10 protein-coding genes, 3 tRNA genes and 2 pseudogenes are annotated in these 13,664 nt (G+C 65.4%); all 15 read left to right on the top strand.

Going from position 1 to position 13,664, the window contains the following annotated elements; genetic code table 11:
- Window positions 1-46: 46 nt before the first annotated feature.
- A pseudogene (locus CSV86_RS33235) lies at window positions 47-2,223 on the top strand (type IV pilus assembly protein FimV); the annotation flags it as partial.
- Between the two features lie 14 nt (window positions 2,224-2,237).
- Complete coding sequence (locus CSV86_RS33810; protein WP_311985785.1) at window positions 2,238-3,008, top strand: FimV C-terminal domain-containing protein; 771 nt, start codon at window positions 2,238-2,240, stop codon at window positions 3,006-3,008.
- An 84-nt stretch (window positions 3,009-3,092) separates the two neighbouring features.
- A complete protein-coding gene (gene truA, locus CSV86_RS04185) occupies window positions 3,093-3,974 on the top strand; it encodes a tRNA pseudouridine(38-40) synthase TruA (protein WP_037061392.1) in 882 nt (293 codons plus the stop codon).
- A 36-nt stretch (window positions 3,975-4,010) separates the two neighbouring features.
- Complete coding sequence (locus CSV86_RS04190) at window positions 4,011-4,631, top strand: phosphoribosylanthranilate isomerase (protein ID WP_009403097.1); 621 nt, start codon at window positions 4,011-4,013, stop codon at window positions 4,629-4,631.
- Between the two features lie 240 nt (window positions 4,632-4,871).
- The gene (accD, locus tag CSV86_RS04195) at window positions 4,872-5,792 is read left to right on the top strand and encodes an acetyl-CoA carboxylase, carboxyltransferase subunit beta (protein ID WP_009403098.1); all 921 of its coding nucleotides are present in this window, start codon (window positions 4,872-4,874) and stop codon (window positions 5,790-5,792) included.
- A pseudogene (gene folC / locus CSV86_RS33240) lies at window positions 5,789-7,074 on the top strand (bifunctional tetrahydrofolate synthase/dihydrofolate synthase). The gene accD and the pseudogene folC overlap by 4 nt, the downstream one beginning before the upstream one ends.
- Window positions 7,075-7,078: 4 nt before the next feature.
- The gene (locus CSV86_RS04205) at window positions 7,079-7,780 is read left to right on the top strand and encodes an SPOR domain-containing protein (RefSeq protein ID WP_009403100.1); all 702 of its coding nucleotides are present in this window, start codon (window positions 7,079-7,081) and stop codon (window positions 7,778-7,780) included.
- A gap of 100 nt (window positions 7,781-7,880) precedes the next feature.
- On the top strand, window positions 7,881-8,435 hold the full coding sequence (locus CSV86_RS04210; protein WP_009403101.1) for a CvpA family protein: 555 nt from the start codon (window positions 7,881-7,883) through the stop codon (window positions 8,433-8,435).
- A 41-nt stretch (window positions 8,436-8,476) separates the two neighbouring features.
- Complete coding sequence (gene purF, locus CSV86_RS04215; protein WP_009403102.1) at window positions 8,477-9,982, top strand: amidophosphoribosyltransferase; 1,506 nt, start codon at window positions 8,477-8,479, stop codon at window positions 9,980-9,982.
- 15 nt (window positions 9,983-9,997) lie between these two features.
- Window positions 9,998-11,209 carry an O-succinylhomoserine sulfhydrylase gene (locus tag CSV86_RS04220; RefSeq protein ID WP_009403103.1) on the top strand — a complete coding sequence of 404 codons (1,212 nt, stop codon included), beginning with the start codon at window positions 9,998-10,000 and terminating at the stop codon, window positions 11,207-11,209.
- Window positions 11,206-11,979 (top strand): SDR family oxidoreductase, encoded by a 774-nt coding sequence (locus CSV86_RS04225; RefSeq protein WP_009403104.1) that lies wholly within the window; start codon window positions 11,206-11,208, stop codon window positions 11,977-11,979. The genes CSV86_RS04220 and CSV86_RS04225 overlap by 4 nt, the downstream gene beginning before the upstream one ends.
- 217 nt (window positions 11,980-12,196) lie before the next feature.
- Window positions 12,197-12,272: transfer RNA gene (locus CSV86_RS04230), tRNA-Val, on the top strand.
- A gap of 79 nt (window positions 12,273-12,351) precedes the next feature.
- A tRNA-Asp gene (locus CSV86_RS04235) sits at window positions 12,352-12,428 on the top strand.
- Between the two features lie 98 nt (window positions 12,429-12,526).
- A tRNA-Asp gene (locus CSV86_RS04240) sits at window positions 12,527-12,603 on the top strand.
- A 291-nt stretch (window positions 12,604-12,894) separates the two neighbouring features.
- Complete coding sequence (locus tag CSV86_RS04245; RefSeq protein ID WP_009403105.1) at window positions 12,895-13,662, top strand: thioesterase II family protein; 768 nt, start codon at window positions 12,895-12,897, stop codon at window positions 13,660-13,662.
- Window positions 13,663-13,664 lie beyond the last annotated feature (2 nt).

The following is a 13,664-nucleotide window of genomic DNA, read 5'->3' on the forward strand; positions in this document are numbered from 1 at the left end:
CAGTTCTTCTCGGTTCCCGGGACGCTTCAAAACAAAGGATGAGGTCATGCTTCGAATTCGCAAACTGGTATTAGCAATAGCCGCAGCGTCGGCGCTGTCTTCCGGTATGGCGCATGCCCTCGGGCTTGGCGAACTGACCCTCAAGTCAGCGCAGAACCAGCCCCTCGATGCCGAGATCGAACTACTCGACGTGCGTGACCTGAGCGCCGCCGACGTCCAGCCGAGCCTGGCTCCGGCGGAAGAATTCGCCAAGGCCGGCGTCGAGCGCCCGGCGTTCCTCAACGACCTGACCTTCACCCCGGTGCTCAACCCGGCAGGCAAGAGCGTGCTGAAAGTCACCTCCAGCCAGCCGCTGCCAGAGCCGATGGTCAAGTTCCTGGTCCAGGTGATGTGGCCGCAAGGCCGTCTGCTGCGCGACTACAGCGTATTGCTCGACCCTTCCCGGTTCTCCCCGCAGGCGGCCCAGGCCGCTGCCGGCGTGACGCCGGCGGTCAGCGCTCCGGCCAATTACACCACGGTGCGCCGCGACACCCTCTGGGAGATCGCCGCGCGTTCGCGCCAGGGTGGCTCAGTGCAGCAGGCCATGCTGGCGATCCAGGCATTGAATCCGGACGCCTTCATCAACGGCAACATCAACCAGTTAAAGACCGGCCAGGTCCTGCGCATGCCGGACCAACAGCAGATCCAGGCCATTCCCCAGGCCCAGGCCTTGAAAGAGGTCAACGAACAGAACATTGCATGGCGCGAAGGCCGCCGCCTTGGCCCCCAGGCCCGCCAGCTCGACGCCACCCGCCGCAACGCCGCCCAGCCCGCGCCGTCGCGCATTGCCCAGCAGGACAACCTGAAACTGGTTGCCGCCGGAAACGACAAGGCGCTGAGCGACAAGCTCGCGACGACCCAGGAAAACCTCGATGCCAGCCGTCGTGAAAGCGATGAGCTGAAAAGTCGCGTCTCCGATCTGCAAAGCCAGCTGGACAAGCTGCAACGGCTGATCGACCTGAAGAACGACCAGCTCGCCCGCCTCGAAGCCCAGGGCAGCGCCCCGGCCGCCCGGTGGCCGCAGCGCCGGTGATCGACGCGCAACTGCAGGCCAATCCGGCCCCGGCCGCCGAGCCGGTGGTGACTCCGCCTCCGGCAGCGGTCGATACCGCCCCCGAGCAGGACACCGCGCCTGCCGATGCCCAGGCGGCGGGGCAGGGCAGCACGGCGCTCGACGGCATTCTTGGCAACCCGCTGCTGCTGGCGCTGATCGCCGGCTCGGCGCTGCTGGTGCTGCTGCTCTTGCTGCTGTTGCTGGCACGCAAGCGCAAGGCCCGGCAGGAAGCCGAAAAACATATGCGCATGGCCCGTGCACTGGCCGAAGAAAACGAACTGGGTCTTGACCGCGAGCTGCCGCAAAGCAGTTTCGACGGCCTCGATGTGGTGCCGCCGACCGTCACCCTGGCGCCGGCCGTGGTCGCAGCCTCCGCCGCTGCCGCCACCGCCGCCGAGCAGGTCAGCGAGCCGCGGGTCGCCGAGCCCGAGCCGCAGCCGAAAGCCGATCCGTTCATGGCCGAGATCGACGACTGCATCGCCCACGGCCGCCTGATGCAGGCTTCCAACCTGCTGGAGCCAGCGGTGGAGAAATTCCCGCAGCGCAGCGACCTGCGCCTCAAGCTGATGGAGGTCTATGCCCATCAGGGCGACCGTACCGGCTTCGTCATGCAGGAGCGCCAGCTCCAGGCCAATCCGCAGAACCTGGCGGCGGTCGAATCGCTCAAGAGCCGTTTCCCCAACATGCTCGCCGTGGCTGCGGTCGCTGCTGCAGCGGCTGGCGGTGCAGCCGTGGCCAGTGGCCTGGACGAAAAGTTCGTCGAAGAACTGATGTCGGAAGAGCCGCAGCCCGAGTCGGATGACCTGCCTGCCGATGATGACCTCGACAGCGCCTTCGACCTGAGCCTCGACGATCTGGACGGCCTGGACCTGGAAGCCCCGGCCGACCAGGCTGCGGTACAGGCCAGCGAGCAGGTACAGGAGCCGGTACAAGAGCAAGCGTCAGCCGAGCCGCCGTCGCTGGACGACCTGGATTTCGACACCCTGCTGCAGGACAACCCGGAAGCACCCCGCGCCGAGGCTCCACAGCCCGAGGCGGATGCCGACGCATTCGCCGACCTGGACTTCGACAGCCTGCTGGAAGAGCAGACGGCCGCCCAGGCTGCTGCAAGTGCGCCGCAAGCCGACCCGAGCCGGAGCCGCCGGTGGTAGACGACCTGGACTTCGACAGCCTGCTGCAGGAGCACACCGCTGCCCAGGCCGTCGAACCGCAGCCGGAAGCCGAGCAGGCAGCAGAACCCGAGCAGGAACAACCTGTCGCCAGCGATGACGATGTGGATTTCGACGCCCTGTTCCAGTACTACGCCGCTACCGAACCGCAAGCGCAGCCTGAAGTGGAATCCGGACTGACTGCCAGCGCCGACGATATCGACTTCGATGCCTTGCTCGACGAGCACACCAAGGCGCAGTCCGACACCAGCGCCGACCTGGCCGACTTCGACCTCAGCGTCCCGGATGAAACCCCGACCGTCGCTACCGAAAATCGCCCGCCGCTGGATATCGAAGCGGAACTGGCGGCCTTCGACAACGACCTGGGCCTTGAGGCCGACCTGCCGCCGCTGGAGCTGCCGGACGACTTCGACCTGTCCCTGCCGGGCGAGGACGATACCGCGTCGAAGAACTTCGCCGCCGAGCTGGATAACGTCAACGCCGAACTGGACAAGCTCTCCGCCAGTCTGGAAACGCCGTCGCTGGAACCGCACTTCACCGCCGAGGACGCCGCCAGCCTGCCGGACGAAGGCGACTTTGATTACCTGGCCGGCACCGACGAGGTCGCCACCAAGCTCGACCTGGCCCGGGCCTACATCGACATGGGTGACCATGACGGCGCCCGCGACATCCTCGACGAGGTCAACAAGGAGGGCGACCAGGCCCAGCGCCGCGAAGCCGCCGAGTTGCGCTCGAAGCTGGCCTGATCCGCCAGGCAGTACCACCAACGGCAGCCCTCGTGGCTGCCGTTGTCGTTATAATCCGCGCCATTGCGTAACCGACAGGCTGTTATTCCCTTGGAAATCATCGATACCGCGGCGTCCGAAGTGGCCGCCGAAGGCTTTTACCGAATCGCCCTGGGCGTTGAATACAAAGGCACCCGCTATCGCGGCTGGCAGCGCCAGGGCGATGGCGTGCTCAGCGTGCAACAGACCCTCGAGGAAGCCCTGTCGAAAGTGGCCGCCGAGCCGATCACCGTGCAATGCGCCGGGCGTACCGATGCCGGCGTGCATGCCAGCGGCCAGGTCGTGCACTTCGATACCCGCGCCATCCGCGACGCCAAGGCCTGGACCATGGGCGCCAACAGCCATCTGCCCCACGACATCAGCGTGTCCTGGGCCGAGCGGATGCCGGCGCATTTCCATGCGCGCTTCAAGGCGTTCGCCCGGCGCTATCGCTATGTGATCTACAACGACCAGATCCGCCCGGCGCACCTTGGCGACCAGGTCACCTGGAACCATCGTCCGCTGGACGTCGAGCGCATGGCCGAGGCGGCGCGCTGCCTGTTGGGTACCCATGACTTCAGTGCCTTCCGCGCCGGCCAGTGCCAGGCCAAGTCGCCGATCAAGACCATCCACCATCTGCGGGTCACCCGCCACGGCAAGATGATCGTCCTGGATATCCGTGCCAGCGCATTCCTCCACCATATGGTGCGCAATATCGCCGGGGTGCTGATGACCATCGGTGCCGGCGAGCGCCCGGTTGAGTGGGCGGCGCAGATCCTTGCCAGCCTCGACCGCCGGCAGGCCGCGGCCACCGCCCATCCGTTCGGCCTCTACCTGGTACAGGTGGAATACCCGGAGGAGTTCGTCCTGCCCGAGCGTTTCATCGGCCCGCATTTCCTCACCGGTTTCGAGTTTCCAACGGCTGACGACCCGACGGTCATTTGCTAACATCCGGGACTTTCGCCCTCTGGAGATTCGCTGCCCATGTCTGCCGTTCGCAGCAAGATCTGCGGTATTACCCGCGTGGAAGACGCGCTGGCCGCAGCCCAGGCGGGGGCCGACGCCATCGGCCTGGTGTTCTACGCCAAGAGCCCGCGGGCGGTAAGCGTGCAGCAGGCGCGGGAGATCATCGCCGCGCTGCCGCCGTTCGTCACCACCGTCGGCCTGTTCGTCAACGCCAGCCGTTGCGAGCTCAACGAGATTCTCGAAGCGGTGCCGCTGGACCTGCTGCAGTTCCATGGCGACGAAACCCCGGAAGCGTGCGACGGCTACCACCGCCCGTGGATCAAGGCCCTGCGCGTGCGTGCCGGGGATGACCTGGAAGCCGAATGCAAGCGCTACGCCCGGGCCAGCGGCATCCTGCTCGACACCTATGTGGCCGGCGTGCCTGGCGGCACCGGCGAAGCCTTCGACTGGACGCTGGTGCCCGGGCACCTGAGCAAGCCGATCATCCTCGCCGGCGGCCTGAATCCGCACAACGTCGGCGCGGCGATCGCCCAGGTGCGGCCGTATGCGGTGGATGTCAGCGGAGGCGTTGAGCAGGCCAAGGGCATCAAGGACGCGGCGCGCATCGACGCCTTCCTCGATGCGGTACGCCGCGCGTGATGCGTGCCGATGTGACGACGGCCGGCAAGGCATCGTCCATAACTTTCGCAGCCCAGTGCTGCCAGGCCAGGCCTTTGGGCCGGCCATACGAATCGACGAGCGGTCGCATGCCGTCCGGGCCAGCGCTTTCGGCGCGCCCACGGCTGCGGCCGGTGTTTCCGAAGCATTTTTGAAGCTCAAGGGCATACGCGCGATCCGGCACTCAATGCCTGCCGGTCGCCGCTACTGGAGAAATAAAGCATGAGCAACTGGTTAGTAGACAAACTGATTCCATCGATCATGCGTTCCGAGGTGAAGAAGAGTTCGGTTCCCGAAGGTCTGTGGCACAAATGCCCGTCCTGCGAAGCCGTGCTTTACCGCCCGGAACTGGAAAAGACCCTGGACGTCTGCCCCAAGTGCAACCATCACATGCGCATCGGCGCGCGTACCCGCCTGAACATCTTCCTCGACCCTGAAGGCCGCAACGAGCTGGGCGCCGAGCTCGAGCCGGTGGACCGCCTGAAATTCCGCGATGGCAAGAAGTACAAGGACCGCCTGGCCGCCGCGCAGAAGCAGATCGGCGAGAAAGATGCGCTGATCTCCATGAGCGGCACCCTGATGGGCATGCCGATCGTGGTCAGCGCCTTCGAATTCTCCTTCATGGGCGGCTCGATGGGCGCCGTGGTCGGCGAGCGTTTCGTCCGCGCTGCCAATTACGCCCTGGAAAACCGCTGCCCGATGGTCTGCTTCTCGGCCTCCGGCGGTGCACGCATGCAGGAAGCGCTGATCTCCCTGATGCAGATGGCCAAGACCTCCGCCGCCCTGGCGCGCCTGCGCGAAGAAGGCATCCCCTTCATCTCGGTACTGACCGACCCGGTCTACGGCGGCGTTTCCGCCAGCCTGGCGATGCTCGGCGACGTCATCGTCGGTGAGCCGAAGGCCCTGATCGGCTTCGCCGGCCCGCGGGTAATCGAGCAGACCGTGCGCGAGAAACTGCCGGAAGGCTTCCAGCGCAGCGAGTTCCTCCTGGAACACGGCGCCATCGACCTGATCATCCACCGCGCCGAACTGCGTCCGCGCCTGGCGAAGATCCTCGCGCAGATGACCGGCCAGCCGTCGCCGAAGTACGTACCTTCGGCGGTTGACGCGGTAGTCGTGCCACCGGCGCCTGCCACCGTATGACCCAACGTACCCTTGGCGAATGGCTCGCCTACCTTGAGCAGTTGCACCCTTCGGCCATCGACATGGGCCTGGAGCGCTCCCGCGAGGTAGCGACCCGGCTCGGGCTGGGCAAGCCGGCGCCTCGGGTGGTGACTGTCACCGGCACCAACGGCAAGGGTTCGACCTGCGCCTTCATCGCCGCGCTGCTCAAGGCGCAGGGGCTGAAGGTGGGGGTCTACAGCTCGCCGCACCTGCTGCGCTACAACGAGCGGGTGCAGCTCGACGGCGTCGAGGCCAGCGATGAGCAACTGTGCCAGGCCTTCGCCGCCGTCGAAGCGGCCCGCGGTGAAATTTCCCTGACCTATTTCGAAATGGGCACCCTGGCGGCCTTCTGGCTGTTCAGTCGCTCGGCGCTGGACGCCGTGGTCCTCGAAGTGGGCCTGGGCGGGCGCCTGGACGCGGTCAACCTGGTGGATGCGGACCTTGCCGTGGTCACCAGCATCGGTGTCGACCATGCCGACTGGCTGGGCAACACCCGTGAGTCCGTGGCCTTCGAGAAGGCCGGATCTTCCGCCAGGACCGCCCGGCGCTGTGCGGCGACCTGAACCCGCCGCAACCGCTGCTGGACAAGGCCCGTGAGCTGAACTGCCCGTTCTTCCTGCGCGGGCGTGATTTCGACCTGGCCTACACCGAGCAGTGCTGGCAATGGCGCGGTGTCGATGCTCGCGGTAGCGACGTCGAGTTGCACGACCTGCCGCTGCTGGACCTGCCGATGGAGAACGCCGCGCTTGCCCTGCAGGCCTATCTGCTGCTGGATCTGCCGTGGGATGCCGCGGTGGTTGCCAGGGCCTTGCAGGAGGCGCGCATCGTCGGGCGCCTGGACCGTCGCCAGTTCGACTGGAACGGCAAGCGCCTGAATATCCTGCTCGACGTAGGCCACAACCCGCATGCTGCCGAATACCTGGCCGAGCGCCTGGCGGCGCGTCCGGTCGCGGGCAAGCGCCTGGCGGTGTTCGGCCTGCTCAACGACAAGGACCTGGGTGGTGTGATCGAGCCGCTGCTGGCGCATGTTCGTCATTGGGCCGTGGCTACACTGGATACAGCGCGCAGCCGTCCGGCCGCCGAGTTGCAAGCGGCACTGGAGAACCTTGGTGCAGCGGTGCAGTCCTATTCCAGCGTTGCACAGGCCCTGGAGGGGCAGTGCGCGCAGGCGACGGCGGATGACGAGATCCTGCTGTTCGGATCATTTTTCTGTGTCGGCGAAGCCCTGGAGTGGCTGGGCCGGCAGGCCATGGAGGACTGAGCCAATGGCGGGGCTGGACAAGGTCATGAAACAACGCATGGTCGGGGCACTGGTGCTGGTGGCCCTGGCAGTCATCTTCCTGCCGATGCTGTTCACCAAGCAGGACGAACTGCGCCAGGTCAAGGTCGAGGCACCTGCGGCCCCTGCCGTACCGGCGCTGCCGCAGGTGCAGGTCGAACCGGTACAGGTACCCGAGCCCCAGGTGATTGCGGACGAGAGCGTCGCCGACCAGCCGCAGACGGCGCCGGCTACGCCGATCGCCCCGGTCCAGCAGGCGCCGGTCCAGCAGCCGGTTGTCCAGCAGGAAGCAGCGAAGCCGAGCACACCGGTACCGACCCCGCAGCCTGCGGCCAAGCCTGCTCCTGTTCCTGCTCCGGCAGTCGCGGCGGCCCCGGCTGCGGCCAAACCGGCAACGCAAACGCCGGCGCCAACCCAGGCCAGCGCCAGCAAGGTCGACCCGAATGGCCTGCCGGTCAGCTGGTCGGTGCAACTGGCCAGCCTGTCCAACCGGGCCAGCGCCGACACCCTGCAGAAAACCCTGCGCAGCCAGGGCTATAACGCCTATATCCGTTCTGCCGACGGCATGAACCGGGTGTTCGTCGGCCCGGTCATCGAGCGTGCCGAAGCCGAACGCCTGCGCGATGTCATCAGCCGCCAGCAGAAGCTCAAGGGCTTCGTTGTCCGTTTCCAGCCCGAACGTGGCTGAAATCTGCCGTCCAGCGCCTGCGCCGGACGGCAAATCACTGCTTACCCATAGTCCTGCGCTCTGGTAAAATGCGCCGCCTCAACCGTTCGCAGGCAACACCGTGGCATTTACCTGGGTCGACTGGGCGATTCTCGCGATCATCGCCATTTCTTCGCTGATCAGTCTCAAGCGCGGCTTCGTCAAGGAAGCTCTGTCCCTGCTCACCTGGATCGTCGCCGGTGCGGTGGCGTGGATGTTCGGCGGCTCCGCCGCGCAGTACCTCGAGAGCTATATCCAGACGCCGTCCGCCCGGGTCATCGGTGGTTGCGCCATCGTTTTCGTCGCCACCCTGCTGGTGGGGGCGATGATCAATTTTCTGCTCGGCGAGCTGATTCGGGTCACCGGGCTGTCCGGGACCGATCGCTTCCTCGGCATGGCCTTCGGTGCCGCCCGTGGGGCATTGCTCGTCGTGGTGGCCGTCGGGCTGTTGAGCCTGGGGCCGGTACAACAGGATCCATGGTGGCAGGAGTCGCGGCTCTTGCCACAATTTCTATTGGTGGCTGACTGGTCGAAGAACCTCATCCTGGGGTTGACCAGCCAGTGGCTAGCCAGCGGAATCAGCGCTCCCGCTGATCTGCCGTTCAAGGAACAGCTCCTGGGGCCAAAAGCTCCGTGAGCACCGTTCAGTCCAGTTTCATTAAGTAGGGGTTGCGTCGCATGTGTGGCATCGTCGGTATCGTCGGTAAGTCGAACGTCAATCAGGCGCTGTATGACGCGCTTACGGTCCTCCAGCACCGCGGCCAGGACGCTGCCGGTATCGTGACCAGCCATGATGGCCGGTTATTCCTGCGCAAGGACAACGGCCTGGTCCGTGACGTCTTCCAGCAGCGCCATATGCAGCGCCTGGTCGGCCACATGGGCATCGGCCACGTGCGCTACCCAACCGCGGGCAGCTCGACCTCGGCCGAGGCCCAGCCGTTCTACGTCAACTCGCCGTACGGCATCACCCTGGCGCACAACGGCAACCTGACCAACGTCGAGCAGCTGGCCAAGGAGATCTACGAGTCCGACCTGCGCCACGTCAACACCAACTCCGACTCGGAAGTCCTGCTCAACGTCTTCGCCCATGAACTGGCGGTGCGCGGCAAGCTGCAACCCACCGAGGAAGACGTGTTCGCCGCGGTCACCGACGTGCACAACCGCTGCGTCGGCGGCTACGCGGTGGTGGCCATGATCACCGGCTACGGCATCGTCGGCTTCCGTGACCCCAACGGCATCCGCCCGATCGTCTTCGGCCAGCGTCACACCGACGAAGGCGTCGAGTACATGATCGCCTCGGAAAGCGTCTCGCTGGACGTGCTCGGCTTCACCCTGATCCGCGACCTGGCACCGGGCGAAGCGGTGTACATCACCGAGGAAGGCAAGCTGCACACCCGTCAGTGCGCGACCAACCCGAAACTCTCGCCGTGCATCTTCGAACACGTCTACCTGGCCCGCCCCGACTCCATCATCGATGGCGTCTCGGTGTACAAGGCGCGCCTGCGCATGGGCGAGAAGCTGGCCGAGAAGATCCAGCGCGAGCGTCCCGACCACGACATCGACGTGGTCATTCCGATCCCGGACACCAGCCGCACCGCGGCCCTGGAGCTGGCCAACCACCTGGGCGTGAAGTTCCGCGAAGGTTTCGTCAAGAACCGCTACATCGGCCGCACCTTCATCATGCCGGGCCAGGCCGCGCGGAAAAAATCCGTACGCCAGAAGCTCAACGCCATCGAGCTGGAGTTCCGCGGCAAGAACGTGATGCTGGTGGACGACTCCATCGTGCGCGGCACCACCTGCAAGCAGATCATCCAGATGGCCCGCGAAGCCGGCGCCAAGAACGTCTACTTCTGCTCCGCGGCCCCGGCCGTGCGCTTCCCCAACGTCTACGGCATCGACATGCCGAGCGCCCACGAGCTGATCGCTCACAACCGCAGCACCCAGGATGTCGCCGACCTGATCGGCGCCGACTGGCTGGTCTACCAGGACCTGCCTGACCTGATCGAAGCGGTTGGCGGCGGCAAGATCAAGATCGAGCACTTCGACTGCGCGGTATTCGACGGCCAGTACGTCACCGGCGACGTCGACGCAGCCTACCTGGAACGCATCGAGCGGGCCCGCAACGACCTCGCGAAAGCCAAGAACCAGGCGGTCAGCGCGATCATCGACCTTCACAACAACTGATATAGGAGCAACGGCATGACACAGGAATGGGATGCCGGGCGCCTGGACAGCGACCTCGACGGGGTCGCTTTCGATACGCTGGCGGTACGCGCCGGCCAGCATCGCACGCCGGAAGGTGAGCACAGCGATCCGCTGTTCTTCACCTCCAGCTACGTGTTCCGTACCGCGGCCGATGCCGCGGCGCGGTTCGCCGGCGAGGTTCCAGGCAACGTCTATTCGCGTTACACCAACCCTACCGTACGGGCTTTCGAGGAGCGCATCGCCGCCCTGGAAGGCGCCGAGCAGGCGGTCGCCACCTCCACTGGCATGGCGGCGATCCTCGCCACGGTGATGTCGTTCTGCAGCGCCGGCGACCATGTGCTGGTTTCGCAGAGCGTGTTCGGCTCGACCATCAGCCTGTTCGAGAAATACTTCAAGCGCTTCGGCATCCAGGTGGACTACGTGCCGCTGGCCGACCTGGGCGCGTGGGAACAGGCGTTCAAGGCCAACACCAAGCTGCTCTTTGTCGAGTCGCCATCGAATCCGCTCGCCGAACTGGTGGATATCGCCGCGCTGGCGGAAATCGCCCACGCCAAGGGCGCCCAGCTGGTTGTGGATAACTGCTTCAGCACCCCGGCGCTGCAGCAGCCGCTGGAACTGGGTGCGGACATCGTCATGCACTCGGCGACCAAGTTCATCGACGGCCAGGGCCGTTGCATGGGCGGCGTGGTCGCCGGTCGCAGCGAGCAGATGAAGGAAGTGGTCGGTTTCATCCGTACCGCTGGCCCTTCGCTGAGCCCGTTCAACGCCTGGATCTTCCTCAAGGGCCTCGAAACCCTGAACCTGCGCATGCGCGCCCACTGCGCCAATGCCCAGGCACTGGCCGAATGGCTGGAGCAGCAGGACGGTATCGAGAAAGTGCACTACGCCGGCCTGCCAAGCCATCCGCAGCACGAACTGGCCAAGCGCCAGATGAAGGGCTTCGGTGCAGTGGTGAGCTTCGAGGTCAAGGGCGGCAAGGAGGGCGCCTGGCGCTTCATCGACGCCACCCGGCTGATCTCGATCACCGCCAACCTCGGTGACGCCAAGACCACCATCACCCACCCGGGCACCACCTCCCACGGCCGTCTGTCGCCGCAGGAGCGTGAAGCGGCCGGGATCCGCGACAGCCTGATCCGTGTCGCGGTGGGCCTGGAAGACGTGGCCGACCTCAAGGCCGACCTCGCCCGTGGCCTGGCGGCGCTGTGATCGACTGGTCGGTTGCCGAGCGAAGCCATAACGGTCGCGTGGCGCTGGTCACCGGCGCTGCCCGCGGCATCGGCCTGGGCATCGCCGCCTGGCTGATCGCCGAGGGCTGGCAGGTAGTCCTCACCGACCTTGACCGCGTGCGCGGGGCCAAGGTCGCCAAGGTGCTGGGCGACAACGCCTGGTTCGTCGGCATGGATGTGTCCGACGAAGTCCAGGTGACCCTCGCCGTGGCTGAAGTCCTCGGCCAGTTCGGCCGCCTCGATGCACTGGTGTGCAACGCGGCGATCGCCGATCCGCACAACACCACCCTCGAAAGCCTCAGCCTCGCCCACTGGAACCGCGTTATGGCGGTCAACCTGAGCGGGCCGATGCTGTTGGCCAAGCATTGCGCGCCTTACCTGCGTGCGCACTGCGGGGCCATCGTCAACCTGACCTCGACCCGTGCCCGCCAGTCCGAGCCGGATACCGAGGCCTATGCGGCGAGCAAGGGTGGCCTGCTGGCGCTGACCCATGCCCTGGCGATGAGCCTGGGCCCGGAGATCCGCGTCAACGCCGTCAGCCCCGGCTGGATCGATGCCCGTGATCCTTCCGCGCGGCGTGCCGAGCCCCTCAGCGACGCCGACCATGCCCAGCATCCGGCGGGCAGGGTGGGGACGGTGGAGGACGTGGCGGCGGCAGTGGCCTGGCTGCTGTCGAAGAATGCCGGGTTCGTGACCGGGCAGGAGTTCATCGTCGACGGTGGCATGACGCGGAAGATGATTTACCAGTGACAGCCGCTTGAGGAATCGCAGGTTTGTGCTACCGCCTGAGGTTGGGGCGGTGGAGGAGGGAATGAGCTTTTTTGTCCTTTTTGAAAAAAACTTCAATGGGGCTATTGACTTAGGTTCGTTACCTGCGTAAATTTCGCGGCCTCAGCGAAGCAAACGTAACAAAGCAGAAACACAGCGAAAGCAGTGATGATGCAAGAAAGTTAGGTTTGATGAGTTTGGGTGATTAGCTCAGCCGGGAGAGCATCTGCCTTACAAGCAGAGGGTCGGCGGTTCGATCCCGTCATCACCCACCACTTCCTGAGAAGTTCCTGACCCGGATCGCTTCGAAAGAAACGGTCTACCAGAGAGGAACAGGACGCAAGTCCACATCGCGCAGCGGTAGTTCAGTCGGTTAGAATACCGGCCTGTCACGCCGGGGGTCGCGGGTTCGAGTCCCGTCCGCTGCGCCACTTTTCTCCAGATCGGTTCATGACCGGTTTGAGGTCCGAAGGTACCGAAGCCTTCAGGCCAGATCCCAGTTTCAAGCAGGCGAAAGCCTGTGCGATACGCAGCGGTAGTTCAGTCGGTTAGAATACCGGCCTGTCACGCCGGGGGTCGCGGGTTCGAGTCCCGTCCGCTGCGCCATATCCGCCTCGAGGCCCTTGAACTCCTCGAAGCAAAACGAAGAAAGCGACCTCCGGGTCGCTTTTTTCGTTTCTGGCGTTTCTGTTTTACCTTTCGGGCCCTATCGCTGGCAAGCCAGCTCCCACAAACCTGTGGGAGCTGGCTTGTCGGACCGCCGAACCGCAGCGATAGGGCCTCCAAGTCATGCCTGTCGGCAGATGCGACTAATTATTTCCACATGCCATCCGTTCTTCTGGGAGACAAGCCCGGCCGCTGTCATGGCCGGGGCGTGCACCTACAGGAAAACGAAAAATGGGCATCGAACGCGACGCATCCGGCCTGACCCTGTTCTGCCTGCCTTATTCCGGCGCCAGCGCCACCTGCTACAGCCCATGGAAGCACAAGCTGCCTGCCTGGCTGAGCATTCGCCCGCTGGAGCTGCCCGGCCGCGGCATGCGCATGGACGAACCGCTGCACACCGATATGGCCGCCCTGGCCAGGCTGCTGGCCGACGAAATCGCCGTCGAGCTGGACCGCCCCTACGCATTGTTCGGCCATAGCCTTGGCGGCCTGCTGGCCTTCGAGCTGGCCCATGTGCTGCGCGAGCGCGGCCTGCCGCAACCCTTGTGCCTGTTCGCTTCGGCCACCGCCGGCCCGTCCCGTCGCGATGTCAGCGAGTACGCCCGCGAAAAGACCGACGCCGAACTGATCGATCGTTTGCGCGAACTCGGCGGCACCAGCGAAGGCGTATTGGCCAACCAGGAACTGCTGGAGCTGATCCTGCCGATCCTGCGTGCCGACTTCCTGCTCTGCGGCAGCTTCAATCATGGCCAGCGCGAGCCGCTGGACCTGTCGATCCATGTATTCGGCGGCAAGCGCGACACGGTCAAGGTCGAGGAACTGCTGGACTGGCAGGAGGATACCTGCACCGGCTTTTCCCTCGATATGTTCGAAGGCCATCACTTTTACCTGATCGACGAACAGGCCCAATTGCTCCGGCAGATCCGCCGCTACGCCGAAGAGCACCTGTCCCGCTGGCGCAATCGTGCCGGGCGCCAGCCCGCCCAGGCCGCCGGCTGAGC

Origin of the sequence: Pseudomonas bharatica CSV86, assembly GCF_000319305.2 — a bacterium.
Classification (GTDB): Bacteria; Pseudomonadota; Gammaproteobacteria; order Pseudomonadales; family Pseudomonadaceae; genus Aquipseudomonas; species Aquipseudomonas bharatica.

Excerpts from the sequence above, each read along its gene's own strand:
- CSV86_RS04190 (WP_009403097.1), top strand. The coding sequence starts at position 4,011 with ATGTCTGCCGTTCGCAGCAAGATCTGCGGTATTACCCGCGTGGAAGAC.
- accD (WP_009403098.1), top strand. The coding sequence starts at position 4,872 with ATGAGCAACTGGTTAGTAGACAAACTGATTCCATCGATCATGCGTTCC.
- CSV86_RS04205 (WP_009403100.1), top strand. The coding sequence starts at position 7,079 with ATGGCGGGGCTGGACAAGGTCATGAAACAACGCATGGTCGGGGCACTG.
- purF (WP_009403102.1), top strand. The coding sequence starts at position 8,477 with ATGTGTGGCATCGTCGGTATCGTCGGTAAGTCGAACGTCAATCAGGCG.
- CSV86_RS04220 (WP_009403103.1), top strand. The coding sequence starts at position 9,998 with ATGACACAGGAATGGGATGCCGGGCGCCTGGACAGCGACCTCGACGGG.
- CSV86_RS04245 (WP_009403105.1), top strand. The coding sequence starts at position 12,895 with ATGGGCATCGAACGCGACGCATCCGGCCTGACCCTGTTCTGCCTGCCT.